Here is a 23,075-nt window from a genome sequence, read left to right on the forward strand (position 1 = left end):
ATGTAGTCGCTGACCTGACCGGCGCTGACGAACAGGTTGAGCGGTCGGCCATGGCTGTCGCAGATGGCGTGCAGCTTGGTGTTCATGCCGCCTTTGGTCCGACCGATCAGGCGTCCACGCCCCCCTTTTTGACGACCATGCTGGTCGCTGTGCGGTGGGCCTTGAGGTAGGTCGCGTCGATTATGACCGTCTTCTGTTCGTCATGTTCGAGATATGCGCGAAAGTTGGTGATGCCTTATCAGGCGGCGGTTTGAAGTTGGCGGAGGCCATCGCGGAATTCAATCCCCTGGATGATCTCGGGCAGCCGGTTCTGGCCGTCAAGCTTGCGCCATTTCTTCTGCGCCGACATCATCAGCCTGAAGGCCATGGCAAGCCCGGTCTTGCGGCTCAGGCATCCCTTGGCTTCACCACCGCCGCGAGCCTGGTCAGTGAGATGATGGAGGCCCGCGATGAACGCCGCCTGCTACGCTTCCAGAAGCAGATGGCCGGATACAAGCTGCTCATCATCGACGAACTTGGCTTCGTGCCGTTGTCGAAGACCGGCGCCGAATTGCTGTTCGAGCTGATCTCGCAGCGCTATGAGCGCAGATCGACCCTGATCACCAGCAATCTGCCCTTCGATGAATGGACCGAGACCTTCGGCTCCGAGCGCCTCACCGGCGCACTGCTCGACAGGCTGACCCATCACGTCAGCATCCTCGAGATGAACGGCGAGAGTTATCGTCTCGCCAACAGCACTGCCCGAAAGCAGCAACAAAAGTCCTGAAATCAGATGGTGCTGTTTTGGTCCAAGGGGCCAATGCGCCATGGCACGCGCCAGCTATCTGGTAAGCGCGCGCGCCATGGCGCCGGTCACCGCCGCGTGGCCGGATTTTACTCCGCCGCGTGGCCGGATATTGCACCGCCGTTGACACTCGAGAAACGAGGATCCGCCCTCAGCCCGCTGTTCTCAGTCCAAAGCCTCACATGCCCGGGCGATGGCGGCGCAGGCTGCGTCGATGATCTCCATCGAGGTCGCGGTCGAGATGCGGAAATAGGGTTCGAGCCCGTATGCGCCGCCATGAACCGAGGCGACGCCTGCCGCTTCCAGAAGATACAGGCTGAAATCCAGGTCGTTCCTGATCGTCCTGCCGTCCGGCGTCTTCTTGCCGATCAGCCCCGCGCAGCTGGGATAGAGGTAGAAGGCGCCGTCCGGCAGGCGGCAGGAAAGGCCGGGGATGGCATTGATCAGCGCGTGGGCGCGGTCGCGCCGCTGGCGATAGACCGCCACGGCCTCCTCGACCGAATGCTGGTCCGAGGTCAGGGCCGCGGCGGCGGCTGCCTGGCTGATCGAGGAGGGGCAGGACGACATCTGCGACTGCAGCTTGTTGATCGCATCGATCAGCGCCACCGGCCCGACGCCGTAGCCGATCCGCCAGCCGGTCATGGCGTAGGACTTGGAGACGCCGTTTACGACCAGGGCCTGCGGCTTCAGTTCGGGCAGGACGGTCAGGATGCTGCAGGGTTCGAAATCGGCGAACCAGATCCGGTCGTAGATCTCGTCGCAGAGCACCATCACATGCGGATGGCGCAGCAGCACCTGCCCCAGCGCCCTCAACTCGTCGGCGCTGTAGGCGGCGCCGGTGGGGTTCGAGGGCGAGTTCAGGATCACCCAGCGGGTGTTGGCGGTGATCGCGGCCTCCAGCACCTCGGGGGTCAGCTTGAAGCCGACCTCCTCGCCGCAGGGAACGACGACCGGGGTGCCGCCATTGGCGATGACCATGTCGGGATAGGACACCCAATAGGGCGCCGGGACGATGACCTCGTCCCCGGGCTCGACGGTGGCCATCAGCGCCACGAACAGCACCTGCTTGGCGCCGCCGCCGACGCAGATCTCGTTCAGTTCGCAGTCGATGCCCAGCCGCGTCGCGAAGTCGTGCTGGATGGCCTTGCGCAGCGCGACCGTGCCGTTGACCGAGGTGTATTTCGTCTCGCCCCCTTCCATCGCCCGGATGGCGGCGGCCTTGATGTGGTCGGGCGTGTCGAAATCGGGCTCGCCCACGGTGAGGTTGAGGATCCTGCGTCCCTCGGCCTGCAGGTCGCGGACCTTCTGCGCGGCGGCGGTGCTGGGCGAGACGCGGATGCTGGTGACGCGCGAGGCCAGTTTGATGTTGCTCAAGGCAATCTCCATCGGTGCGGATTGTTCGGATGCCGGCGGGGCGGCGCGTTACTTGTTGCCGGTCAGGATCACGTCGTCGCCCACGCGCTTTGCGGTGCGCAGGCCGCCGGGGACCTGCAGCGTCGGCAGCAGCTCGATCAGGTTGATGTTGACATATTGCGGCGTCCCGACCGCATATTCCACGGCATCGGCGATGTCCGAGACCTGCGGCATCTCGAAGCCTTCGTAATATTTGCGTTTCGCCTCGGCGGGGTCGATCTTCTCGACCTTGGCGAAGATGTCGGTTTCGACCCGGCCGGGGCTGATCTCGGTCACCCGGACGCGGCGGCCGAAGGCATCGACCCGCAACTGGCGCGAGACGGTATGCATCGCCGCCTTGGTGGCGTGATAGGCGATATGGCCGCCGAACTCGTAATGCCCGGCCATCGAAGTGATGTTGACGATATGGCCGCGGTCGCGTTCCATCATGCAGGGCAGCAGCAGCCGGGCCAGATGCAGGGCGGCGCGCAGGTTGACGTCGATCTGCTCGTCGATGTCGAAGGCGCTGGAGGTAAGGATGCTGCCCGGCCGCGACACGCCGGCATTGTTCACCAGCACGTCGATTTCCAGATCCTTGACCAGCGCGGTCACGGCCTCGGTGTCGGAAACGTCCACCGCATGCGGGATGACGCCGCATCGGTCCGCCAGTTCCTGCAGCTTGTCGGCATTGCGGGCCAGGGCGTGGACGGTCAGCCCCTTGGCGCGCAGCCGCTCGGCGATCGCCCAGCCCATTCCGCCCGAGGCGCCCGTCACCAATGCCGTCTTGTAATCCGAAAATGCCATGGTTCTGTCTTTCTTCTTAATGAATGCCCGGGGGGTCAGATGTGGCGGGTCAGCGGCGCGATGGTCGCGCCGCCCGCCGTGATGCCTTCGCGCAGCCGCCGCGCCAGTTCGACCGCGCCCGCCGTGTCGGAATGGACCAGGATGGACTGCACCGGCATCGGGATGACCTGGCCGTCCACCGTGTCGACCTGCCGGTCGCGGATGACCCGCATGACGCGGGCCACGACCTGCTCGGCATCGTGGATGACCGCCCCCGGCTGGCTGCGGGGGGCAAGCTGGCCGCTGGCCAGATAGCCGCGGTCGGCCAGGAACAGGCGGACCACATTGCCGCCCATCTCCAGCGCGGCCTTTTCCAGGGCGCTGCCCGGCAGGACCAGGAAGGCGATCTCGGGGTCGAAGGCCATGGTCGCGCGCGCCACCGCCGCCGCGATGGCGGGATCGGAGCTGGCGAGATTGCCAAGCGCGCCATGCGGATTCATGTGGGTGATGCGATGCCCGGCGCGGCCCGCCAGCCCGGCCAGCGCGCCCAGCTGATAAAGCACATGGCATTCCAGTTCCGGCAGGTCCATGTCCATCCGGCGGCGTCCGAAACCCATGCGGTCGGGAAAGCTGACATGCGCGCCCAGATCGACGCCATGCTCCCTAGCCAACCGGATGGTACGGTCCATGATGACCGGATCGCCGGCATGGTAGCCGCAGGCCACGTTGGCCGAGCTTATCTGCGCCATCAGCGCCTCGTCATCGGCGATGCGATAGGGGCCGAAGCCCTCTCCCATGTCCGAGTTGATGTCGATGATCATGGCTTGGTCTCCAATGTCAGGACGGTGTCGCCGTGGCCGAACAGGGTGCCGGGTTCCGGGATCTGCGACGCGATGGTGCCATCCGCCGGGGCGGTGAGGGCGGCGCGGACGGCGCCTTGCGCGACATAGCCCAGAAGCTCGCCGGTGCGGACCGCGTCGCCGGGCGCAAGGGCGGGCAGGCCGTCGTCGCTGCCGCGCGGCAGGAAGCGGCCGATGTCGGGGCTGCGCGCGGCGGCGGCCGCCGTCGCCGGTTGCGCCTGGGCCGCGGCGGCCGGTGCGGGTCCGGCCGGCAGGACCAGGCGCAGGAACATGTCCCCGCCCTCGATCTCCAGCGTGCCGACGCCATGCGCGCGCATCGCGTCCAGAAGCCGGGTGAGGTCTTGCTTGTCGAACATCACTGCCATCCCCCCTGCCGGACGCGGAACGCTTCCAGCTCGGCGCGGAGTCCGGCCAGGTTTTCCTGCTGCACCCTTGCGGCCTCGGCCGCCTCGGCCAGCGTCACCCGGCGAAAGCGCAGGCGGTCGCCCGGCCGCGCCTGCGCGATGCGCCACAGGTCGGGCTCGATGACCGCCGCGATCTTGGGATAGCCGCCCATGGTCGCGGAATCGGCCAGCTGGATGATCGGCTGCCCGCCGCCCGGCACCTGAACGATCCCCGGCGCGATCCCGTGCGAGCGCAATTCGCCCGACGCGGCATAGGCTAGCGGCTCGCCCTCCAGCCGATAGCCCTGGCGGTTGCTTTGCTGGCTGACAGCGTAGGGCGTGGTCCAGAACGCCTCGCGCGAGGTCGGGGCGAAATCCTCGTATTCGGCCGAGGGCAGGGCGCGCAATTCGATCTCTGCGACCCCCGGGGCACGCAGCGCGGGCATGGTCAGGCTGAACCCCGCAATCGGCAGCGGCGCGGTATCCGCCGCGGCGCGCAGCAGGTCGCCGGCGGCAAGGACGCGGCCTTCCAGCCCGCCGAAGCCTTCGCGCAGCTGCGTGCTGCGCGAGCCCAGCACCGCCGGCACGTCGATCCCGCCGGGCAGGGCCAGATAGGTGCGGGCGCCCGATGTCATCGGGCCAAGCTCCAGCACCTCGCCCTCGTCCGCCATGCCCGCCCAGACCCGGGGCAGGGGGCGGCCGGCCAGCGTCGCGCCGCAGGCCGCGCCCGCCAGCGCAAAGGCGCCGGCCTGCCGGAACCGGAACCGTGCCGGGGTCAGCGGGATTTCCAGCGTCGCGGCATCCTCGCCATTGCCCAGCATCATGTTGGCGATGCCATGCGACAGGGCGTCCATGACCCCGGCGCGGCCAAGGCCCTGCGACCAGTAGCCGTCGCGTCCCAGGTCCTGCACCGTCGCGCCCGGCGGAATGAAAAGAACCTCGATCATGCCTTGACCTCGACGGGGTTGAAGCGGATCCGGTCGCCGGGCCGCAGCAGTGCGGCGGGGCTGCGGCCGGGGTCGAAGAAGGACAGGCCGGTGCTGCCGATGGTGTTCCAGCCGCTGGGGCCCGCCGAGGCCGAGACCCCGGTCTGCAGCCCCGCCAGCGACAGCGACCCGCCCGGCAGCCGGGGCAGCGGCACCTTGCGGCGCGGTGTTTCCAGCCGGGGATCCAGGCCGCCCAGATAGCAATAGCCGGCATGGCTGCCGACCGCATAGACCGTGTATTCCGGCGCGGCATGCAGGCGCACCACCTTGTCCACCGGCAGGCCGGTCATCTCGGCGACCTCGGCCAGATGCGGGCCGTCATAGGCCATGTCGATGGCCAGAAGCCGGCCCGCGACCTGCTTGCGGATGCCGCTTTCCCACAGCGCGGTCAGGTCCTTCTCGATCCGGTCGAGTTCGATCGGGACATGGTCCAGAAGCAGGGTGACATTGGTCATGCCGGGCACGGCTTCGCGCACGCCCTTCCAGGTGGCGGCCTCGTCGGCGACGGCCCAGATACGCTGCTGGTTGGCGAGGTCGAAGGGGCAGGAGGGCTGGAACAGCACCGCCCGGCTGCCGATCATGGAAAGCTTCGCGTCAGGCATGGCGGGATTTCCGGGTTTCGAGCCAGTGTTCGAGATGGTGGATGCTGACCCCCCCGGCCGAGAAGCCGGGCTCTGCCAGCATCTGCCGGTGCAGGGGGATATTGGTCGAGACGCCTTCCACCCGCGCCTCGGCCAGCGCGGTGCGGGCGCGGGCCAGCGCCTCGTCGCGGTCGCCGCCATGGGCGATGATCTTGCCGATCATCGAATCGTAGCTCGCCGGGATCTCCGAACCGGCGCCGACATGGGTATCCATGCGGATGCCCGGCCCGCCCGGCACGTGCATCGCCGTGATCCGGCCGGGGCTGGGGGCGAAGCTCTGCGGATCCTCGGCATTGATCCGGCATTCGATGGCATGGCCCAGGCTGCGCACCTGGTCCTGGGTGATCGGCAGCGGCTTGCCGCGCGCCACGTCGATCTGCATGGCCAGGATGTCCAGACCGGTGACCATTTCCGTCACCGGGTGCTCGACCTGGATGCGGGTGTTCATCTCGATGAAATAGAACTGCCCGTCCTCGTAGAGGAATTCGAAGGTGCCGGCGCCGACATAGCCGATCCGGCGGCAGGAGGCGGCGCAGCGTTCGCCGATTTCCGCGATCAGCGCCCGGTCGATGCCCGGCGCCGGCGCCTCTTCGATCAGCTTCTGGTGGCGGCGCTGCATCGAGCAGTCGCGGTCGCCCAGCCACAGCGCATGTCCATGTGCATCGGCAAGCACCTGGATTTCCACATGGCGCGGCCTTTCGAGGAATTTCTCGATATAGATGTCGGCATTGCCGAAGAAGCGGCCGGCCTCTTGCCGGGTGACCATGAAGGCATCGGCCAGCTCGGATTCGGTCCGCACGACGCGCATGCCGCGCCCGCCGCCGCCGCCGGCCGCCTTCAGGATGACGGGATAGCCGATCCCGGCGGCGATCCGGCCGATGGCGTCGGGATCGTCCGGCAGCACGCTGTCCGGGCCGGGCACGCAGGGTACGCCGGCGGCGATCATGGCGCGCTTGGCCTCGACCTTGTCGCCCATCATCCGCATGACCGAGGCGCTGGGTCCGACCAGCCGCCGGCCCGCGGCCTCGACGGCCTCGGCGAATTCCGGGCGTTCGGAGAGGAAGCCATAGCCGGGATGGATCAGGCCCGCGCCGCTGGCCTCGGCCGCGGCCAGAAGCGCGGGGATGTTCAGATAGCTCTTGGCGGCCGGTGCGGGCCCGATGCAGATCGCCTGATCGGCCAGGTGCAGCCAGGCGGCGTCGCGATCCGCCTCGGAATGCGCGCAGACGACGCGCAGGCCAAGCCGGCGGCAGGCGCGGATGATGCGCAGGGCGATCTCGCCCCGGTTGGCCACCAGCAGGCAGTCCATGTCGATCGCGGCCATCAGCGGATCCTCATCAGCGGCGCGCCCGCCTCGACCGTCGCGCCGTCTCCGACCATGATGGCCTCGACGGTGCCTGCTTGGGGCGCGGGGATGGCGGTCATCATCTTCATCGCCTCGATGACGCAGATCGTCTGGCCGGCCTCGACGCGGGCGCCGACCTCGACAAAGGCCGTCCCGCCGGATTCGGGGCGCAGGTGGCACAGGCCCGCCAGCGGGGCGGTGACGGCATCTGCCTCGGGCTCCGCCGGGGCGGCCTGCGCCGCCTCGATGGCGGGTTGCGCGGGCAGAGGGGCGTCGCCCGCGCCGCGGCGGATGGTGATCCGGTGCCCCTCGGCCGAAAAGGCGAACTCGGCCAGATGGTTTTCGGCGGCCCATTCCATCCCCGAGATGATGGAGTCGATGGTGATCGGCATGCGAAGGGCGTCGTCCCTGTGCGAAGTTGCGTTCTCGTGCGATTGGTAGCACCGCCGCTTCGCAATGATGTCAGAGCCGTTTCGCATGACCCGGGCAGGGGCATCGCGAAACCCGATCACATCAGATGCAGACGCTCTTATGCCTGGGACTGCGTCCTTCCTATGCTGCCGGCCGATCACCGCCGGCCCCGGCCGCGGCATTCCAGCAAGGAGGAGCACCACGTGCCCCATATCATCACCAGGATCGAACGTGCCGCGCCGGCGGATGTGGCCGCCCTGTCGAAATTCGGCAGCGCCACGATTCACGAGGCGCAGGGCCGGCTTGGCGCGCTGAGCTCGCGCCTGAAGCCCGTGGACCGCGCCATGTCGGTCTGCGGCCCCGCCTTCACCGTGCAAAGCGCGCCGCGCGACAACATCATGCTGCAGCTGGCGATCCATTACGCCCAGCCCGGCGATGTCGTCATCGTCTCGGCCGGGGAATACGAGGAGGCGGGCTGCTTCGGCGACGTTCTGGCCAATGCCTGCCTGGCCAAGGGCATCGCCGGCGTGGTCACCGATACCGGGGTGCGCGACACGCAGGAGCTGATCCGGCTGGGCCTGCCGGTGTTCTCGCTGAGCGTCTGCATCAAGGGCACGGTCAAGGAAACCCTGGGCCAGATCAACGGCGACATCGTCATCGGCGGGCAGGTGGTGCGGCCGGGCGACGTGATCCGCGGCGATGCCGACGGTCTGGTCGTCGTGCGCCGCGAGGATGCCGCCGAGGTGGCGCGCAAATCCGCCGCGCGCGAAGCCGACGAGGCCGGCTATATCGAGGCCTACAAATCGGGCCGGACGGTGATCGACGTCTGCAATCTTGAGGCGGTGCTGAAGGCCAAGGGCCTGACCACCGATCTTTGACGAGGCCGTCCCGCGTCCCCGGGGCGCGGGGTTCGTCAGGCCGATGATTCCCGCACGATCAGGTCGGTCTGGATTTCGATCCGGGCCGGCGCCGCGTCGGAATCCTGCCGCAGCAGGGCGACGATCAGATCCGCGGCCTTGCTGCCGATGCTGCCGGCATGGACATCGATCGTGGTCAGGCGGGGCACGCTGATCCTGCCGATCTCGTAATTGCCGAAGCCGGCCACCGCCAGGTCGCCGGGGATGCCGATGCCCCGCCTCTGGCATTCCGAGATCACCCCGAAAGCCACCAGATCCGAGACGCAGACGACTGCCCGGGTCCCCGGCTGGCTGTCCAGCAAGGCCCCGAGCGCCTGCGCCCCTTCGGCCATGCCGACCGGGGCGGTGCCGGCGGGAACCAGCCGCGTGTCGTCCAGCCCGTGGCGGCGCATCGCCTCGACAAAGCCGCTGCGGCGTTGGCCGCCGCGCGGATCGCGCGGCGATTCACCTCCGATGAAGGCGATGTCGCGATAGCCCGAGGCGACCAGGTGATCCACCAGCCGGCCGATGCAGGCGGTGTTGGAAAAGCCCACGACATGCCGGATCGGCTGGGCGGGCAGGTCCCAGATCTCGATCACGGGAATCCGCGTCGTCCGCAGCATTTGCCGCGTCCTGCGGGTATAGTCGCCCACTGTTAGGACGATCGCCTCGGGCTTGCGGCGCAGCAGCTGGCCGATCAGCCTTTCCTCTTCCTCGGGGTCGTATTCGGTATTGGCCAGCAGGATCTGCAAGCCGTTTCGCGACAGCCCGCGCGAAAGCTGCCGTACGGTTTCCGCGAAGTTCGCATTGTTGATCGAGGGCACGGTGACCGCCACGAAGCCGGAACGGTTCTGCCGGAGGCTGGCCGCGGTCGCGTCGAAGACATAGCCCAGCTCCTCGGCCTTGGTCAGGATCCGCGCCCGTGTCTGCGGGTTGACCCCCTCGTCGCCGCGAAATGCCCGCGAGACGGTCATCGCGGAAACGCCGACCGCCTTGGCGATATCCGCCATCTTTACGGTTCCGCTGTGCATTCCGCCCCTGCCCATGCTGCCCTATGCCCTTGCCAGGAGCGCAGGCTAGATGGTGCCGGACGCGGCGACAACACCGCTGCGGCATGGGCCGATATGGCGCAGAACCGATTCGGCCACCGCATCGGGGGAACGGTCGATGTCGATCGTCACCGCATTCTCGTCGTTCCGTGGCGGCTCCAGCGCATCGAACTGGCTGTCCAGAAGCGAGGCGGGCATGTAATGGCCGCGCCTCGCGCTTAGCCGCCGGTCGAGCAGCGCGTAGCTGCCGGCCAGGTGGACAAAGAACAGGTCCGGCATGCCCGACGATTGCCGCAGCCGGTCGCGATAGGAACGGCGCAAGGCGGAACATCCAAGGATCATGCCATCCGGCGCGGCTGCCAGGGCCTGCCCGCAGCGTTCCAGCCAGGGCCAGCGATCCGCATCGCCCAGGGGGATGCCCCGCCGCATCCTTTCGATGTTTTCAGTCGGATGCAGGTCGTCGCCATCGAGATAGGGAAGCCCGGTCCGCGCGGCAAGCCGCGCTCCGACCGAGGATTTCCCGCAGCCCGACACGCCCATCAGGACGAGATGCGCGATCCTATAGCGAGACACTGATCGCACCGTCCACATAGAGCGTATGCCCGTTCACGAAGCTCGATGCGTCCGAGGACAGGAAGACGCAGGCCCCCACCAGTTCATCGACCAAGCCCCAGCGCCCGGCGGGGGTGCGTTTTTCCAGCCAGGCCGAGAAATCGGGATCCGCGACCAGCGCGGCGTTCAGCGGCGTGTCGAAATATCCCGGCGCGATGGCATTGCATTGCAGCCCGTGGCGCGCCCAGTCCGTGGCCATGCCCTTGGTCAGGTTGCCGACGGCGCCCTTGGTGGCGGTATAGGGGGCGATGCCCGGCCGGGCCAATGCGGTCTGGACCGAGCAGATGTTGACGATCTTGCCGCGGCCGCGCCGGATCATGTGCCGCGCCACCGCCTGCCCGACATGGAAGACCGAGGCGATATTGGTCTGCAGCAGGGCCTCGAACCGGTCGGCCGGGAAATCTTCCAGCGCCGTGCGATGCTGCATGCCGGCATTGTTGACCAGGATGTCGATGGGGCCGACCGAGGCTTCGAAATCGTCGATGGCGGCGCGGACCTCGTCATGGCGGGTCACGTCGAAGGGCAGGGCCCGGATCTCGGCCTCGGGCAGTTCCGCCTGCAAGGCGGCGCGCGCCTCCTCCAGCCGTTTCGGATCCCGGCCGTTCAGCACCACTGCGGCGCCGCTTTTCGCCAGCCCCCGTGCCAGCGCATGGCCGATGCCCTGCGACGACCCCGTCACCAGCGCGCGGCGGCCCGCCAGCCCGAACAGGCTTTCAACAAATCCAGTCGTCCCGGCCATCCCGTTCCTCCGTTTGGGTCTCGACAAATCCGTTCGGCTCGTGTTTTGTTATCGATAACTATCTGAGTCAAGGGCCCGCTGAAAGGGCGACCGTAAAATCCCGCACCATAATGGAGAACACGATGAGCAAGCCGGTGGTCCTGCAAATGGGGGCCTATCCCGAATGGGACGAAGTCCCGCTGAGCGCGCAATACGATCTGCGCCGTTATTTCGAGGCCGCGGACAAGGAGGCCTTCCTGGCCGAATGCGGCGCCGAGGTGCGGGCCATCGCCACCCGCGGCGAGCTGGGGGCCAGTCGCAAGATCATCGAGGCCTGCCCGAATCTCGAACTGATCTCGATCTATGGCGTGGGCTTCGACGCGGTCGATCTGGAAGCCTGCCGCGAGCGGGGGATTCAGGTGACGAACACGCCCGACGTGCTGACCGGGGACGTGGCCGATCTGGGTGTCGCGATGATGCTGGCCGTCGCGCGCGGCATCGTCGGCGCTGAAGCCTGGGTGCGGGGCGGCCAGTGGGCGGCCAAGGGCAATTATCCGCTGCAGCGCCGCATCTGGGGCAAGAAGGCCGGTATCCTGGGGCTGGGCCGGATCGGCTTCGAGATCGCGCAGCGTCTGCGCGGCTTTGGCATGGATATCGCCTATTCCGACATCGCGGCCAAGGACTATGCCGCCGATCTGACCTTCATCGCCGATCCGGTCGCGCTGGCGCGGCATTCGGAGTTCCTGTTCGTCGCCCTGGCGGCCTCGGGCCAGACCCGGCACATCGTCAATCGCGAGGTGATCGAGGCGCTTGGCCCCGAGGGCGTGCTGGTCAATGTCTCGCGTGCCTCCAACATCGACGAGGCGGCGCTGATCGCCGCGCTGCAGGACGGCCGGCTGGGCGCGGCGGCGCTGGATGTTTTCGATAACGAACCCCAGATCGACCCGCGCTTCCTGGAACTGCCGAACGTGCTCCTGCAGCCGCATCAGGCCTCGGGCACCGTCGAGACCCGCAAGGCGATGGGCGAACTGGTCCGCAACAACCTGGCGGCGCATTTCGCCGGCCAGCCCCTGCTTACCCCGGTTGTCTGAGGCCGTCATGAAAGCGATTGTTATCCACGCCGCCAAGGATCTGCGCATCGAGGAACGCGAAGCCGGGGCGCCTGGCCCGGGACAGGTGCGCATCCGGCTTGCGGCCGGCGGGATCTGCGGATCGGATCTGCATTACTACAACCATGGCGGTTTCGGAGCCGTGCGGCTGCGCGAGCCGATGATCCTGGGCCACGAGGTTTCCGGCCATGTGGTCGAATGCGCGCCAGACGTGGCGGGGCTCGTTCCCGGCGATCTGGTCGCCGTCTCGCCCTCGCGCCCTTGCGGGGGCTGCGGCTATTGCCGCGAGGGGCTGCCCAACCATTGCGAGAACATGCGCTTCTACGGCTCGGCCATGCCGTTCCCGCATATCCAGGGTGCGTTCCGGCAGGAACTGGTGGCGGATGCCGCGCAATGCGTGCCGGCCAACGGCCTGACGCCGGGCGAGGCGGCGATGGCCGAACCGCTGGCGGTCACGCTGCACGCCGCGCGCCGGGCCGGCGAGCTGCTGGGCAAGCGCGTGCTGGTCACCGGCTGCGGGCCCATCGGCCTGTTGTCGATCCTGTCGGCGCGGCTGGCGGGCGCGGGCGAGATCGTCGCCACGGACCTGTCGGATTTCACGCTGGCGATGGCGCGGAAATGCGGTGCGGACGCGGTCGTCAACACCGGCGCGGCGCCCGACGGCCTGTCGCCCTTTGCCGCCGGCAAGGGCAGTTTCGACGTGCTGTTCGAATGCACGGGTGTTGCCGCGGCCATCGCGCCGGCCATCGCGGCCATGCGGCCGCGCGGCGTGGTCGTCCAGCTTGGGCTGGGCGGCGACATGCCGCTGCCGATGACGGCGATCACCGCCAAGGAGCTGGACCTGCGTGGCTCCTTCCGCTTCCACCCGGAATTCGCGACCGGCGTCCAGGCCATGCTGGCGGGTCGGATCGACGTCAAGCCGCTGATTACCCACGAAATCGCCCTGGACGAGGCCGAAACGGCGTTCCGGCTGGCCTCGGACCGTTCGGCGGCGATCAAGGCGCAGATCCTCTTCGCCTGAGCCGAGGCCTCAGCCTTGGCCTGAACCGGAGGCCGCCGGGGACCGCGCCGCCTCGGTCGCCAGCCGCACCAGATGATCGCGCACCACGGCGGCTGCTTCCGAAAGCGGCAGCTGAGCCGAGACGCAGATCGCCATCGCGACCTTCATGTTGGGGCGGCGGATGCGGTAGCTTCGGGCACCCGCGACGCGGCGCTGCACGGCCTGCGCCGCCGATGCGGGCAGGATGGTGCAGCCCAGCCCCTCGGCCAGCGCGTTCGACAGGTAGGAAATCGACTCGGTCTCGGCGACGACCTGGGCGCTGGTCCCGACGCGCGACAGGGTGGTCTCGATCACCTGGCGGACGGTGTGGATCGGGCTTGGCAGGATCAGCGGCTGGGACACGGCCTCGGCGAACGAGATCTCGCCATCCTCCGGTTCGGCGATCTGCGTTCCGATGAAATGCAGTTCTTCCGTCGAGATCGGCTCGAAGCTGAGGCTGGGGATCTTGCCGGGATCGAAGATCAGCGCGATGTCCGTCTTGCCGGTCATGATCTGTTCGCTGATCACGCCGCCGCCGACTGCCTCATTGGCATAAAGCAGGATGCCCGGGTGCTTTTCGCGGATGGTCCGCATCAGCTGCGTCGCCACCAGCGAGCCGAGGCCCAGCGGCGCGAACACGACGCTGACCGCGCCGGTAATCTCCTCGGAGGAGGTGGCGATGTCGTGCTCGGCCTGGTTCATCTGCCGGATGATCATCTGGCAATGGCGATACAGGACCTTGCCCGCCTCGGTCGGGATGACGCCGCGCTTCGAGCGCAGCAGCAGCGGCTTGCCGAAATGGGTTTCCAGCGCGGCGATCTGCTGGCTCAGCGCCGGCTGGGCGATGTGCAGGATCGCCGAAGCGCGGGTGATGCTACCGATGTCCACGATCTTCATGAAGGCGTAAAGCCTGCGTATGTCCATGATAGCACGTCCTTAAAGCACGATTCTGCCGGTTCCCGCCGGTCATTCTATTTGGTCCATGCCCCTTGCGCACCGATGTATAATCATTCGCGATCATGTCAGACCGAACTGTTCTTTTCGCGACGACCGGCCTGTCGCTAGGGTAGCAGGTGCAACGGTCACAAAACTGCAAAACAGCCGCTCCGCAGCGATATGCCGTTGGTCCGGCTCGCTTGCGGTAAGTGCCAAGATAGGGAGAGAATGATGTTCCTCAAGCCGATCGCGTTGGGGGCTGCGGCTGCGCTTGCCCTGGCAGGCGCCGCTGTGGCGCAAACCCGGCTCAGCTTGTCCGAAGTGCTGCCGGACGGTAATTTCATGGCGGAAAACGCCAAGAGCTTCGCCGAGGCCGTCAGGGAGGCGACCGATGGCGAGGTCGTCATCAACGTCGCCACCTCCGGGTCGCTGGGCTTCAAGGGGCCCGACCAGCTGGGCGCGGTGCGCGACGGGCTTGTCGACATGGCCGATATCAACATCAGCCAGCAGGTCGGGATGAACCCGCTGTTCGGCGCCGAAGGCGTGCCCTTCCTTGTCGAGTCGATGGAGGAGCTGAAGGAATATCACGCCTTCCTGCGTCCCGAATTCGAGAAGCTGGCCGAGCAATACAACCAGAAGATCCTCTACATGGTGCCGTCGCCGGCCCAGTATGTCTATCTGAAGACCCAGGTCGACGATATCGGCGATTTTCGCGGCATCACGGTGCGCGGTGCCGACAAGAACACCGTCGATATCGTCAGCAGCCTTGGCATGGACGGCATCGCCATGCCCTGGGGCGAGCTGCTGCCGGCGCTGGCCTCGGGCCGGGTCAGTGGCGTTGCGACCTCTGCCACCTCGGGCGTGGACGGCAAATTCTGGGAATTCCTCAGCCATATCTATCCGACCAACCATACCTGGGGGTCGAACGCGGTGACGATCAACCTCGAGTCCTGGAGCAGGCTCACGCCGGAACAGCAGGCCGCCATCGAGAAGGTCGCGGCCGAGCTTGAGCCGCAATTCTGGGAAAGCTCGCGCGAGAGCGACGGGAAAAGCCTTGAGATCATGACCGGCCACGGCATGCAGCTGGTCGAGCTGTCGGACGAGCTGAAGGCCCAGATCGCCGAGAAGGCCAAGCAGGTTCAGGCGGAATTCTTCGACCGCGTTCCTGCGGCCAAGCCGATTGCCGATGCCTATCTCGCGTCGAAAGGCGGCAACTGAGATGGCCGGAGAGCAGCATGTCGCCTCCAAGGCCGTCGCTGAACGCGGTGCTGTCGCTGCCCTGCAAAGGGCGGCGGACTTTGCCTCGCTGGTCGCGGCCTGGCTTGCCGGTCTCTGTGTCCTGGGCCTGACCCTGCTCGTGCTGATCGACACCGCGATGGCGTTGATCAGCCGTTATGTCCCGTCCTTTCCCACGGGCACCGGGATCGGCTGGGAATACAGCGCCTATCTGATGGGCGCGGCCTTCCTGCTCGGCTCGGGCATGACGCTGCGCGCGGGCCTGCAACTGCGGGTAGAGCTACTGCTGTCGATGGGCAAGGGCCGCTACGCCCGGATGTTCGAGATATTCGCTGCCATCCTCGGCTCTGTTGTCACGCTTCCCCTGGCGGTCTGGCTTGCGCAGTTCACGCATCGCACCTGGAGCTATGGCGAGGTTTCCCAGGACAGTTTCACGCCCCTGTGGATCCCGCAGCTGGTGCTGACCATCGGCGCGGCCGTGCTGGCCTTCCAGATGGTCGCCCGACTCGTCACCGCCATCAGCGGCAACATTGTCGACAAACCCAGCCTCGGTGCCGCGAGCGCCATCGAGTAAGCCACAGCGCCGCTGCGCGCGAAACCAGGAATATCGGGGAGAAACATGGGCGCTATCGTCGCAAGCCTGTTCGGGCTTCTTTTCGGCACATTGGCCATCGGGGCCTGGATCGGAATCGCCTTGCTGGCCACGGCCATCGGCCTGGCAATGATGTTCACCGGCCTGCCCGTCGACAGGCTGTTTCCGCAATACCTGTTCAACATCCTGACCACGCCCGACCTGGTCGCGTTGCCGCTTTTCATCCTGATGGGCGAGTTCCTGTTTCGCACGCGCCTGTCGGAGACCCTGTTCAGCGGCCTGGCGCCCTGGGCGGGCCTGCTTCCGGGCCGGCTGCTGCATGTCAATGTCGTCGGCTGCTCGATCTTTGCGGCGATCTCGGGCTCCTCGGCCGCGACGACGCAGGTCGTCGGCCGCATGACCCTGAAGGAACTGCTGGCGCGGGGCTATTCGCCCGACCTGGCCATCGGCAGCCTTGCAGGTGCCGGCACGCTGGGATTCCTGATCCCGCCCTCGACGGTGATGATCATGTATGGCGTGCTAGCCAATGAATCGATCCTGCGGCTTTTCACCGCCGGCTTCATTCCGGGCGTCCTGCTTGCCCTGGTCTTTGCCGCCTACATCATGATCCGCGCCAGCGCCAAGCCCGACCTGGTGCCCGAGAACGAACGCGCCTTGCGCCACATGCCCTTCCGCCAGCGTCTTGCCGCCCTGCGGGATCTGGGCCCGGTGATGTTCCTGATCCTCTGCGTCCTGGGCTCGATGTATGGCGGGTTGGCGACCCCCTCCGAGGCCGCGGCGCTGGGTGTGGTCGGGGCCTTCCTCGTGTCGCTGTCGCAGGGCGCGCTGAACCTGCGGGCGCTGCGCGACATCATCCTGGGGACGGTGCAGACCTGCTCGGTCATGGGCATCATCATCCTTGGCGCATCGGTGCTGGGCAACATCACCTCGACCCTTGGCATTCCCGCCGCGGTGGCAAATGTCGTGACGGACTGGAACCTGTCGCCGATGCTGCTGATCGTGGCGCTGATCGTGCTGTATCTGGTGCTGGGAACCGCGCTCGAGGGCTTTTCGATGATCGCGACCACCCTGCCGGTGGTGCTGCCGCTGGTCGAGGCCGCGGGCTTCGACAAGATCTGGTTCGGCATCTTCATGGTCCTGGTGGTCGAGATGGCGCAGATCACGCCGCCGGTGGCCTTCAACTTCGCGGTCATCCAGAATATCACCGCCCGAAGCACGGCCTATATCGCAAGGGTCACCTTCCCCTTCCTGTTGATCATGATCGGCTTCGCGATCATGCTGGCGCTGTTCCCCGGCATCGTCACCTTCCTGCCCGACCTGCTGCTGGGTTGATCCCGCCCGCAGGCGGCGTCCCGGCCCCTGCGCGCCGGGGCGCCCGGCGGGGCAGGTTTGACTGCCTGTCCCGTTAGCGTTATCAGATGCCTCCGTGCCACGAGACCGTCGCGCAGCTGCATTTCGATCATCATTCGGAGTCCCTCGCGGGGACGCGTTGTCCAGAGCAAAGAAGAATAATGAACACTGACACTAGGATCGGCCTGATCGGCCTTGGGACGATGGGCGCGGCCTTGGCGCTGAACATCGCCGAGAAGGGCTTTCGCATCGCGGTCTGGAACCGCACCGCCGAAGTGACCCGCCGCTTCCACGCCGAGGCCGGCGCTCTGGCGGATCGCGTGATCCCGACCGAAAGCCTGGCCGATCTGGTCGCCGCCATCGCGCCTCCTCGCGCCATCATCCTGATGGTCCCCGCCGGTCAGGCCGTCGACGACCAGATCGCGGCGCTGGCGCCGCTGCTCGACCCCGAGGATCTGGTGATCGACGCCGGCAACGCCAATTTCCACGATACCAACCGCCGCGCCGCCGCCGGTCTGCCGATGCGCTTCCTGGGCATGGGCGTCTCGGGCGGCGAAGAGGGCGCGCGCCACGGCCCCGCCATCATGGGCGGCGGCGCCCGCGCCGACTGGGACCGCGTCGCCCCGGTCATGCAGGCCATCGCCGCCCGGGCCGAGGACGGCACCCCCTGCGCCACCTGGATGGGCGAGGCCGGCGCCGGGCATTTCGTCAAGACCGTCCACAACGGCATCGAATATGCCGACATGCAGATGATCGCCGAGGTCTACGGGCTGATGCGCGACGGGCTCGGCCTGCCCGCCGCCGCCATCGGCGAGACCTTCGCCGGCTGGAACGGGGGGGCGCTGAAATCCTACCTGGTCGAGATCTCGGCTGCCGTCGCCGGGGCCGCCGATCCGCTGACCGGTGCGCCGATGCTGGACGTGATCCTGGACGCCGCCGGGCAGAAGGGCACCGGGCGCTGGACCGCGATCGAGGCGCAGCACCTCGCCGCGCCGATCCCGGTGATCGAGGCGGCGGTGATGGCGCGCAACGTCTCGGCCCGCCTCGGCGAGCGCAAGGCGGGCGAGGCGCGCTTCGGCGCCGCCCCGCAGGCGCTGGACCTGGCGCTGCCCGAGCTGGAGGCGGCGCTGATCGCCGGCAAGATCCTGTGCTATGCGCAGGGTTTCGCGATGATCGAGGCCGCCGGCCGGGCCTTTGGCTGGCGGCTGCACCTGCCGGGGATCGCGCGGGTCTGGCGGGCGGGCTGCATCATCCGCTCGGCGATGCTGAACGACATGGCCACGGCGCTGGCCGAGGATCCGTCGCGCAACCTGGTGCTGGCGCCTTTCTTCGCCGAGAAGCTCGAGGCCGCGATGCCGGCGCTGCGGGCGGTGGTGGCGCAGGGCGTGTTGCACGGCCATGCGCTGCCGGCGCTGGGTGCCGGTCTGGGCTGGTTCGACCTGATGCGCACCGGCCGCGGCACGGCGAACATGATCCAGGCGCAGCGCGACTTCTTTGGCGCGCATGGCTTCGACCGCCTCGACGGCCAGGACAGCCACCATGGGCCCTGGGCGGCGAAGGCCTGAACCGGGCGGTCAGGGCGGTCTTGGTCGCAGGCGGCCAATTCGGCATGGGCAAAACCGCCTGACCGGGACGGCCCTGTTGCCGAGGCCCTGGCCCTAGATGTTTTCGGGCGTAATGATCTGGAATGGTACGATGCGCTGAATCATCGAGGATTGCCCTTTCTGTCCCAGCGCCTCGAGCATGGTGCTGATCAGTTCCTGCGAGATCTGTCCGAGCGGATGATACAGGGCCGCGGTGATCAAGCCTTCGTTCAGGCCCTTGCGGGCTTCGGAACCGACATCGCGGCAGACGATACGGGTCTCCCTCTGCCGGTCGGAAGGGCTTTCACGAATTGCGCGCAGTACACCGGAAATGCCGCCGCCGATGACGTAAAGCCCGATGAGGTCCGGCTCGTTGCTGAGCAGATCGACCACGAGTCGATAGGCGATGTCGGAATCCTCGCTAGTAAGAAAGGGATCCAGCACGGTAATCGCATCCGCGTGTTCCCTTATGTAGGAACGAAAGCTTGCATCCGAGAAATCCTGGCATTGGTAGCGGTGATTGCCGATGAAGGTGGCGATCTTTCCCGGCCGACGCACCATGTTGGCGATGAAATAGGCAGCGGTGCGGCCTAGTTTCCAATTGTCCGTGCCGACATAGCCGGCGCGGGAGGGGGCTGAGAGATCGGTGATATAGGCGATGACCGGCACCTTGCGCTCATGCAATGCATTGATCGTCTGGCTGACCTGCGGATGGTCGGCGCAGACGACGGCGACGGCATCGCACTCCTCGCCCAATTGCATCAATTCTGCCGAGATCGCCTCGGGGGTCAGTTGGTCGACTAAGCGAATGATCGCCTCGATCCGGGGATCGTTCCATTGGTGAATGACGGATCGTGCGTCCGGCTGCGGCCCGAGCACCCTAACCATGTCTGGTCCTATGACTTCGTCGAGGGTCGGACCCACGATGGCAGGAGATTCCGCATGCTCAACATCATCGACGAGTTCACCAGGGAATGCCTTGCGATCCGCATCGATCGCAAGCTCAACTCGACCGACGTCATCGACGCCCTGTCGGACCTGTTCATCCTGCGCGGCGTGCCCGACCATGTCCGTTCCGACAACGGCCCGGAGTTCATCGCCAAGGCTGTACGGGAGTGGATCGTAGCCGTCGGCGCAAAGACAGCGTTCATCGAACCAGGAAGCCCTTGGGAGAACGGCTACTGCGAGAGCTTCAACTCGAAGCTCCGCGACGAACTGCTCGACGGTGAGATCTTCTACAGCCTCGCCGAGGCCAAGATCATCATCGAAGCCTGGCGGCGATACTACAACACCAAGAAGCCACACTCGTCGCTTGGATACAAGCCACCGGCACCCGAGGCCATCATCTGGCCTGCGCCAGCAAGCGGAGCAGCACCGTCATCTGCCCAGGCAATAGCCCCAAGGCCGAACATGAACTAAGATTGAAACCGGACCACCCTATGGGGTCAGGCCACGATGCAAAGACAAGTATTTCTGGAATCGTGCCCCCGCAACCAACGATAATTGCGACCCCGCTGCATCCGCCGCGGGGTTTTTGCGTTTTTACGCCCGGGCTTCCGCGATACCGCCATCCGACCCAGAAGATTGTCCAGCGCCTCGGTCTCCGACAGGAAATCCGGATCCTTCTTTCCCGCCGCGAAGCGCAGGATCGCGCCGAGATCGCCGCGCAGCACGATGGCCAGTTCGCCACCCTCCGGCATCAGCGTCACCTGATCGACCAGCGAGCGCAGGATCTCCGCCGCCCGGGGGCGGCTGTCCTCGTGCTGCAGGTTCTCCGACAGTTCGGCGATGCGTTGGGCATAGAGCGCCGCCATGTTCGGATGCAGCAGGGGCGGCGGTTCGTCGGCATTGGCCAGCTTCTCCGTCAACTCGGCCTTGCGGGCCTCCAGTTGCGCGATCTTGTCCTTGAGCGTCAGTGGCGGGACGCCCTGCAGGATGGCATCGATGGCCTTGTCGAGCTCCCGGATCGTGCGATCCAGTTCCCGCCGTGCGACCTCCAGGTCGGCGCCGCGCTCCATGCGCAACCGATTCACTTCCTTGGTGAACTCGGCGCAAAACTCCCGAAACAGGTCCGGCTCCATCAGGTGTTTTTTGAGCCCGTTCAGGATCGAGGCCTCGAGCGCGTCGCGGCGGATGTTGACGCGGTTGCCGCAGGTGCCCTTGTTCCGCGCCGTCGAGCAGCCGAGCAGATCCTTGGAAATCATCGAGTAGCCGCCACCGCAGCAGCCGCATTTGACCAGGCCGGCGAAGAGATGCTTCGGGCGCCGCCGGTCGTTCAGCGGATTGCCTTCCGGTCGGCTGCGGGTGGAGAAGGCCAGTTCGCCTTGCCGGGCTTTGACCGCATCCCAGAGGCTTTGGTCGACGATGCGCAGGTCGGGCACGTCCTGTGTCACCCATTCGCTTTCCGGGTTCAGCCGCGACACCCGGCGACCGGTGTCCGGATCCTTGACGTAGCGCAGCCGGTTCCAGACGAGGCGGCCGACATAAAGCTCGTTGTTGAGGATCCCGGTGCCGCGCTCGCGGTTGCCGTGGATGGTCGACGGTCCCCATTCCCGGCCCATGGGTCCGGGTACGCCCTCGCGGTTCAGCGCCATGGCGATGGTGCGTGACGAGAGCCCGGCATTGTAATCGGCGAAGATGCGGCGGATCACGGCGGCCTGTGCTTCGTTGATCGTCCGGTCGCCGCGGATCGGCTCGCCATTGCTGTCGAACTTCTTGACCACATCGTAGCCGTAGGAATTGCCGCCGCCGGACTTGCCGTCCTCGACCCGGCCGCGCAGGCCCCGGCGGGTCTTGTCGGCCAGGTCCTTGATGAACAGCGCGTTCATCGTGCCCTTCAGCCCGACATGCAGCTCGCTGATCTCGCCCTCCGACAGCGTGAACATCTTCACGTCGGCATAGCGCATGCGCTTGTAGATGCCGGCGATGTCCTCCTGATCGCGGCTGACGCGGTCCAGGGCTTCGGCCAGCACCATGTCGAAGCGGCCGCGTGCGGAATCCATGATCAGCGCCTGGAGGCCGGGGCGCTGGATCATGCTGGAGCCGGAGATGGAATGGTCGGAATATTCCTCGACCACCTGCCAGCCTTCCTTCTCGGCCCGCAGCCGGCACATCCGGAACTGGTCGGCGATCGACGCCTCGCGCTGCAGGTCCGAGGAATAGCGGGCGTAGATGGCAACTCTCATGCGCGGGCCTCCTGGTCAGTCGGGATGTTGGTTGCGCCCCTCGCGCTCCTCGGCCTCGACGAAATCCCGTGCCGCCCGCCGGGCCAGCAGGCGGGCCAGAGCGACGAGCCGGGGATCGGGCGAGGGCAGGGGAGCAGCGGATTCCCGGGTGGGTTCAGGGACCACCCGCAGCCGTTCCGCAACTGTCTGCCTCCGCCGTGCCATCGCCCCCTTTCGCTTCCCGCGCGGCAGGACCCGCGCCAAGCCAAGCGTGGCGCAGGGCGGGACGAAATCACAGGCGAGTTCGGGCGCATCGCATCGGACCTCGGCGCAGCACAGCGTAAACCGGCGCTGCCGCGCCTGCTGCAGGGGGCACTGCGCGGCGACGCTGTCGCAGCTTGGCGTAAAAATACAGAAAAGTCGCGGGGGTTCTCGCGGTAGGGAAGGGGATCGGCGGGGTTCCGCAGCTCAAAGACGGAACGCTTCGGGAGGGTGGGGCCGTCGTAGAGGGCGGAGAGCCGCCTGACGTCAGTGCAGCGTGGCAGACGCAGCAACCTTGTCAGAGCGGCCGTTCGGACGGACTGCAGCGAGATCTCAGTCGGGACCGCCGCCAGGGGCGGGAAGCCGACGCTCGCTGCGCGTTGCACGAACGGCCGCTAAGCGCAGTTGGAGACGATAGGCATATCTTTTTGACAAGGCCGAGTAGCGCGGCGTCACGATGCGACGACGAGGCCTCCGTAGACCTTTGCGACTTCTTTCTCCCAAGCCCGATTGAACCAAGTCATATGTGGCTTCACCTGCTGCCTGATTTCTTTGCTGCCCATCACGTCAGCCGCCTTGTAGGCATATTTTAAGAAATTCCGGCGCTTTCCTAGGGTCAGGACTCATAACCAATAAATGACGATTGCGGCGAGGGCGATGGCTGAGAGGAAGACCTTTGGGCATCTGTCATATCGGGTTGCCACACGCCGCCAATCCTTGAGCCTGCCGAACATGATCTCGATCCTGTTGCGCCGTTTGTATCGGCGCTTGTCGTACTTCACCGTCATCTTCCGCTGTTTTCGACCAGGGATACACGCCCGTATCCCCTTGTCTTTCAATGCTTCTCTGAACCAGTCGGCGTCATAGCCGCGATCCCCGAGCAACCAATCGACATCCGGCAGGCTGCTCAACAATGCCCGCGCGCCAATGTAGTCGCTGACCTGA

General features: G+C 66.7%; 23 protein-coding genes and 4 pseudogenes. 9 read left to right on the plus strand and 18 right to left on the minus strand.

What is annotated here, in order from left to right:
- Together M511_RS16925 and M511_RS16930 are read right to left on the minus strand one after the other, a co-directional pair.
- Positions 1-208 (minus strand): annotated as a pseudogene (locus tag M511_RS16925) (IS5/IS1182 family transposase); the annotation flags it as partial.
- A gap of 30 nt (positions 209-238) precedes the next feature.
- Positions 239-400, minus strand: a pseudogene (locus M511_RS16930) (IS256 family transposase); the annotation flags it as partial.
- On the opposite strand from M511_RS16930, the pseudogene M511_RS16935 reads away from it, so the two are divergent.
- Positions 395-766 (plus strand): annotated as a pseudogene (locus tag M511_RS16935) (ATP-binding protein); the annotation flags it as partial. The pseudogenes M511_RS16930 and M511_RS16935 sit on opposite strands and share 6 nt — an antisense overlap.
- A 183-nt stretch (positions 767-949) precedes the next feature.
- Here the strand turns inward: M511_RS16935 and M511_RS16940 are convergent.
- Genes M511_RS16940 through M511_RS16975 form a run of 8 tightly spaced genes read right to left on the minus strand, consistent with a single transcriptional unit; the run spans position 950 to position 7,566 of the window.
- The gene (locus M511_RS16940; protein WP_029372635.1) at positions 950-2,158 is read right to left on the minus strand and encodes an aspartate transaminase; all 1,209 of its coding nucleotides are present in this window, start codon (positions 2,156-2,158) and stop codon (positions 950-952) included.
- 48 nt (positions 2,159-2,206) lie between these two features.
- Complete coding sequence (locus tag M511_RS16945; protein WP_010399640.1) at positions 2,207-2,980, minus strand: SDR family oxidoreductase; 774 nt, start codon at positions 2,978-2,980, stop codon at positions 2,207-2,209.
- Positions 2,981-3,015: 35 nt separating this feature from the next.
- Positions 3,016-3,780 carry a LamB/YcsF family protein gene (locus tag M511_RS16950; RefSeq protein ID WP_010399636.1) on the minus strand — a complete coding sequence of 255 codons (765 nt, stop codon included), beginning with the start codon at positions 3,778-3,780 and terminating at the stop codon, positions 3,016-3,018.
- Positions 3,777-4,175, minus strand: coding sequence for a hypothetical protein (locus tag M511_RS16955; protein ID WP_010399633.1), 399 nt, complete (start codon positions 4,173-4,175; stop codon positions 3,777-3,779). The genes M511_RS16950 and M511_RS16955 overlap by 4 nt, the downstream gene beginning before the upstream one ends.
- Entirely contained in the window at positions 4,175-5,149 is a 975-nt protein-coding gene (locus tag M511_RS16960) for a 5-oxoprolinase subunit C family protein (protein ID WP_085502918.1), read from the minus strand. Before M511_RS16960 ends, M511_RS16955 begins: the two co-directional genes overlap by 1 nt.
- Positions 5,146-5,790 (minus strand): 5-oxoprolinase subunit PxpB, encoded by a 645-nt coding sequence (gene pxpB / locus M511_RS16965; RefSeq protein ID WP_085502921.1) that lies wholly within the window; start codon positions 5,788-5,790, stop codon positions 5,146-5,148. Before pxpB ends, M511_RS16960 begins: the two co-directional genes overlap by 4 nt.
- Entirely contained in the window at positions 5,783-7,153 is a 1,371-nt protein-coding gene (gene accC / locus M511_RS16970; RefSeq protein ID WP_010399617.1) for an acetyl-CoA carboxylase biotin carboxylase subunit, read from the minus strand. The genes pxpB and accC overlap by 8 nt, the downstream gene beginning before the upstream one ends.
- Positions 7,153-7,566, minus strand: coding sequence for an acetyl-CoA carboxylase biotin carboxyl carrier protein (locus tag M511_RS16975; protein ID WP_029372630.1), 414 nt, complete (start codon positions 7,564-7,566; stop codon positions 7,153-7,155). Before M511_RS16975 ends, accC begins: the two co-directional genes overlap by 1 nt.
- A 222-nt stretch (positions 7,567-7,788) precedes the next feature.
- Here M511_RS16975 and M511_RS16980 point away from each other — a divergent pair, with 222 nt between their 5' ends.
- Positions 7,789-8,463 carry a 4-carboxy-4-hydroxy-2-oxoadipate aldolase/oxaloacetate decarboxylase gene (locus M511_RS16980; protein ID WP_029372628.1) on the plus strand — a complete coding sequence of 225 codons (675 nt, stop codon included), beginning with the start codon at positions 7,789-7,791 and terminating at the stop codon, positions 8,461-8,463.
- 35 nt (positions 8,464-8,498) lie between these two features.
- On the opposite strand, the gene M511_RS16985 is transcribed toward M511_RS16980, so the two are convergent.
- Genes M511_RS16985 through M511_RS16995 form a run of 3 tightly spaced genes read right to left on the minus strand, consistent with a single transcriptional unit; the run spans position 8,499 to position 10,881 of the window.
- Positions 8,499-9,512 (minus strand): LacI family DNA-binding transcriptional regulator, encoded by a 1,014-nt coding sequence (locus tag M511_RS16985; protein WP_029372626.1) that lies wholly within the window; start codon positions 9,510-9,512, stop codon positions 8,499-8,501.
- 45 nt (positions 9,513-9,557) lie between these two features.
- Positions 9,558-10,103 (minus strand): gluconokinase, encoded by a 546-nt coding sequence (locus tag M511_RS16990; protein ID WP_237701565.1) that lies wholly within the window; start codon positions 10,101-10,103, stop codon positions 9,558-9,560.
- Positions 10,090-10,881, minus strand: a complete 792-nt coding sequence (locus M511_RS16995; RefSeq protein ID WP_010399604.1) for an SDR family oxidoreductase — start codon at positions 10,879-10,881, stop codon at positions 10,090-10,092. Before M511_RS16995 ends, M511_RS16990 begins: the two co-directional genes overlap by 14 nt.
- Positions 10,882-11,003: 122 nt before the next feature.
- Between M511_RS16995 and M511_RS17000 the strand changes: the two genes are divergently transcribed.
- Together M511_RS17000 and M511_RS17005 are read left to right on the plus strand one after the other, a co-directional pair.
- Positions 11,004-11,951 carry a 2-hydroxyacid dehydrogenase gene (locus M511_RS17000; protein WP_010399601.1) on the plus strand — a complete coding sequence of 316 codons (948 nt, stop codon included), beginning with the start codon at positions 11,004-11,006 and terminating at the stop codon, positions 11,949-11,951.
- A 7-nt stretch (positions 11,952-11,958) separates the two neighbouring features.
- Positions 11,959-12,990 carry an L-idonate 5-dehydrogenase gene (locus tag M511_RS17005; protein WP_010399599.1) on the plus strand — a complete coding sequence of 344 codons (1,032 nt, stop codon included), beginning with the start codon at positions 11,959-11,961 and terminating at the stop codon, positions 12,988-12,990.
- Positions 12,991-12,999: 9 nt separating this feature from the next.
- Here M511_RS17005 and M511_RS17010 read toward each other — a convergent pair whose 3' ends face one another.
- Positions 13,000-13,932 (minus strand): LysR substrate-binding domain-containing protein, encoded by a 933-nt coding sequence (locus M511_RS17010; protein ID WP_010399597.1) that lies wholly within the window; start codon positions 13,930-13,932, stop codon positions 13,000-13,002.
- Between the two features lie 198 nt (positions 13,933-14,130).
- Here M511_RS17010 and M511_RS17015 point away from each other — a divergent pair, with 198 nt between their 5' ends.
- The 4 genes from M511_RS17015 to gndA all read left to right on the plus strand — a co-directional run bounded on the left by M511_RS17015 (position 14,131) and on the right by gndA (position 18,687).
- Entirely contained in the window at positions 14,131-15,162 is a 1,032-nt protein-coding gene (locus tag M511_RS17015; protein WP_217809621.1) for a TRAP transporter substrate-binding protein, read from the plus strand.
- A 1-nt stretch (position 15,163) separates the two neighbouring features.
- Positions 15,164-15,754 (plus strand): TRAP transporter small permease subunit, encoded by a 591-nt coding sequence (locus M511_RS17020; protein WP_010399593.1) that lies wholly within the window; start codon positions 15,164-15,166, stop codon positions 15,752-15,754.
- Positions 15,755-15,799: 45 nt separating this feature from the next.
- Positions 15,800-17,104 carry a TRAP transporter large permease gene (locus M511_RS17025; protein ID WP_010399591.1) on the plus strand — a complete coding sequence of 435 codons (1,305 nt, stop codon included), beginning with the start codon at positions 15,800-15,802 and terminating at the stop codon, positions 17,102-17,104.
- Positions 17,105-17,283: 179 nt separating this feature from the next.
- Positions 17,284-18,687: an NADP-dependent phosphogluconate dehydrogenase gene (gene gndA / locus M511_RS17030; RefSeq protein ID WP_085502923.1), complete on the plus strand. Its 1,404-nt coding sequence runs from the start codon at positions 17,284-17,286 to the stop codon at positions 18,685-18,687.
- Positions 18,688-18,780: 93 nt separating this feature from the next.
- Here gndA and M511_RS17035 read toward each other — a convergent pair whose 3' ends face one another.
- Entirely contained in the window at positions 18,781-19,593 is an 813-nt protein-coding gene (locus M511_RS17035) for a substrate-binding domain-containing protein (RefSeq protein ID WP_139824621.1), read from the minus strand.
- Here M511_RS17035 and M511_RS17040 point away from each other — a divergent pair.
- Positions 19,546-20,124 (plus strand): annotated as a pseudogene (locus M511_RS17040) (IS3 family transposase); the annotation flags it as partial. The gene M511_RS17035 and the pseudogene M511_RS17040 overlap by 48 nt on opposite strands.
- A gap of 26 nt (positions 20,125-20,150) precedes the next feature.
- On the opposite strand, the gene M511_RS17045 reads toward M511_RS17040, so the two are convergent.
- The 3 genes from M511_RS17045 to M511_RS17055 all read right to left on the minus strand — a co-directional run.
- Complete coding sequence (locus M511_RS17045) at positions 20,151-21,890, minus strand: recombinase family protein (protein WP_240547688.1); 1,740 nt, start codon at positions 21,888-21,890, stop codon at positions 20,151-20,153.
- Positions 21,891-21,905: 15 nt separating this feature from the next.
- Positions 21,906-22,094, minus strand: coding sequence for a hypothetical protein (locus M511_RS17050; RefSeq protein WP_085502928.1), 189 nt, complete (start codon positions 22,092-22,094; stop codon positions 21,906-21,908).
- Between the two features lie 659 nt (positions 22,095-22,753).
- Positions 22,754-23,075: IS5 family transposase (locus tag M511_RS17055; RefSeq protein WP_139824622.1), on the minus strand; the 322-nt coding region annotated here is incomplete at its 5' end.

This window comes from Paracoccus sp. J56 (assembly GCF_019633685.1).
GTDB lineage: Bacteria > Pseudomonadota > Alphaproteobacteria > Rhodobacterales > Rhodobacteraceae > Paracoccus > Paracoccus kondratievae.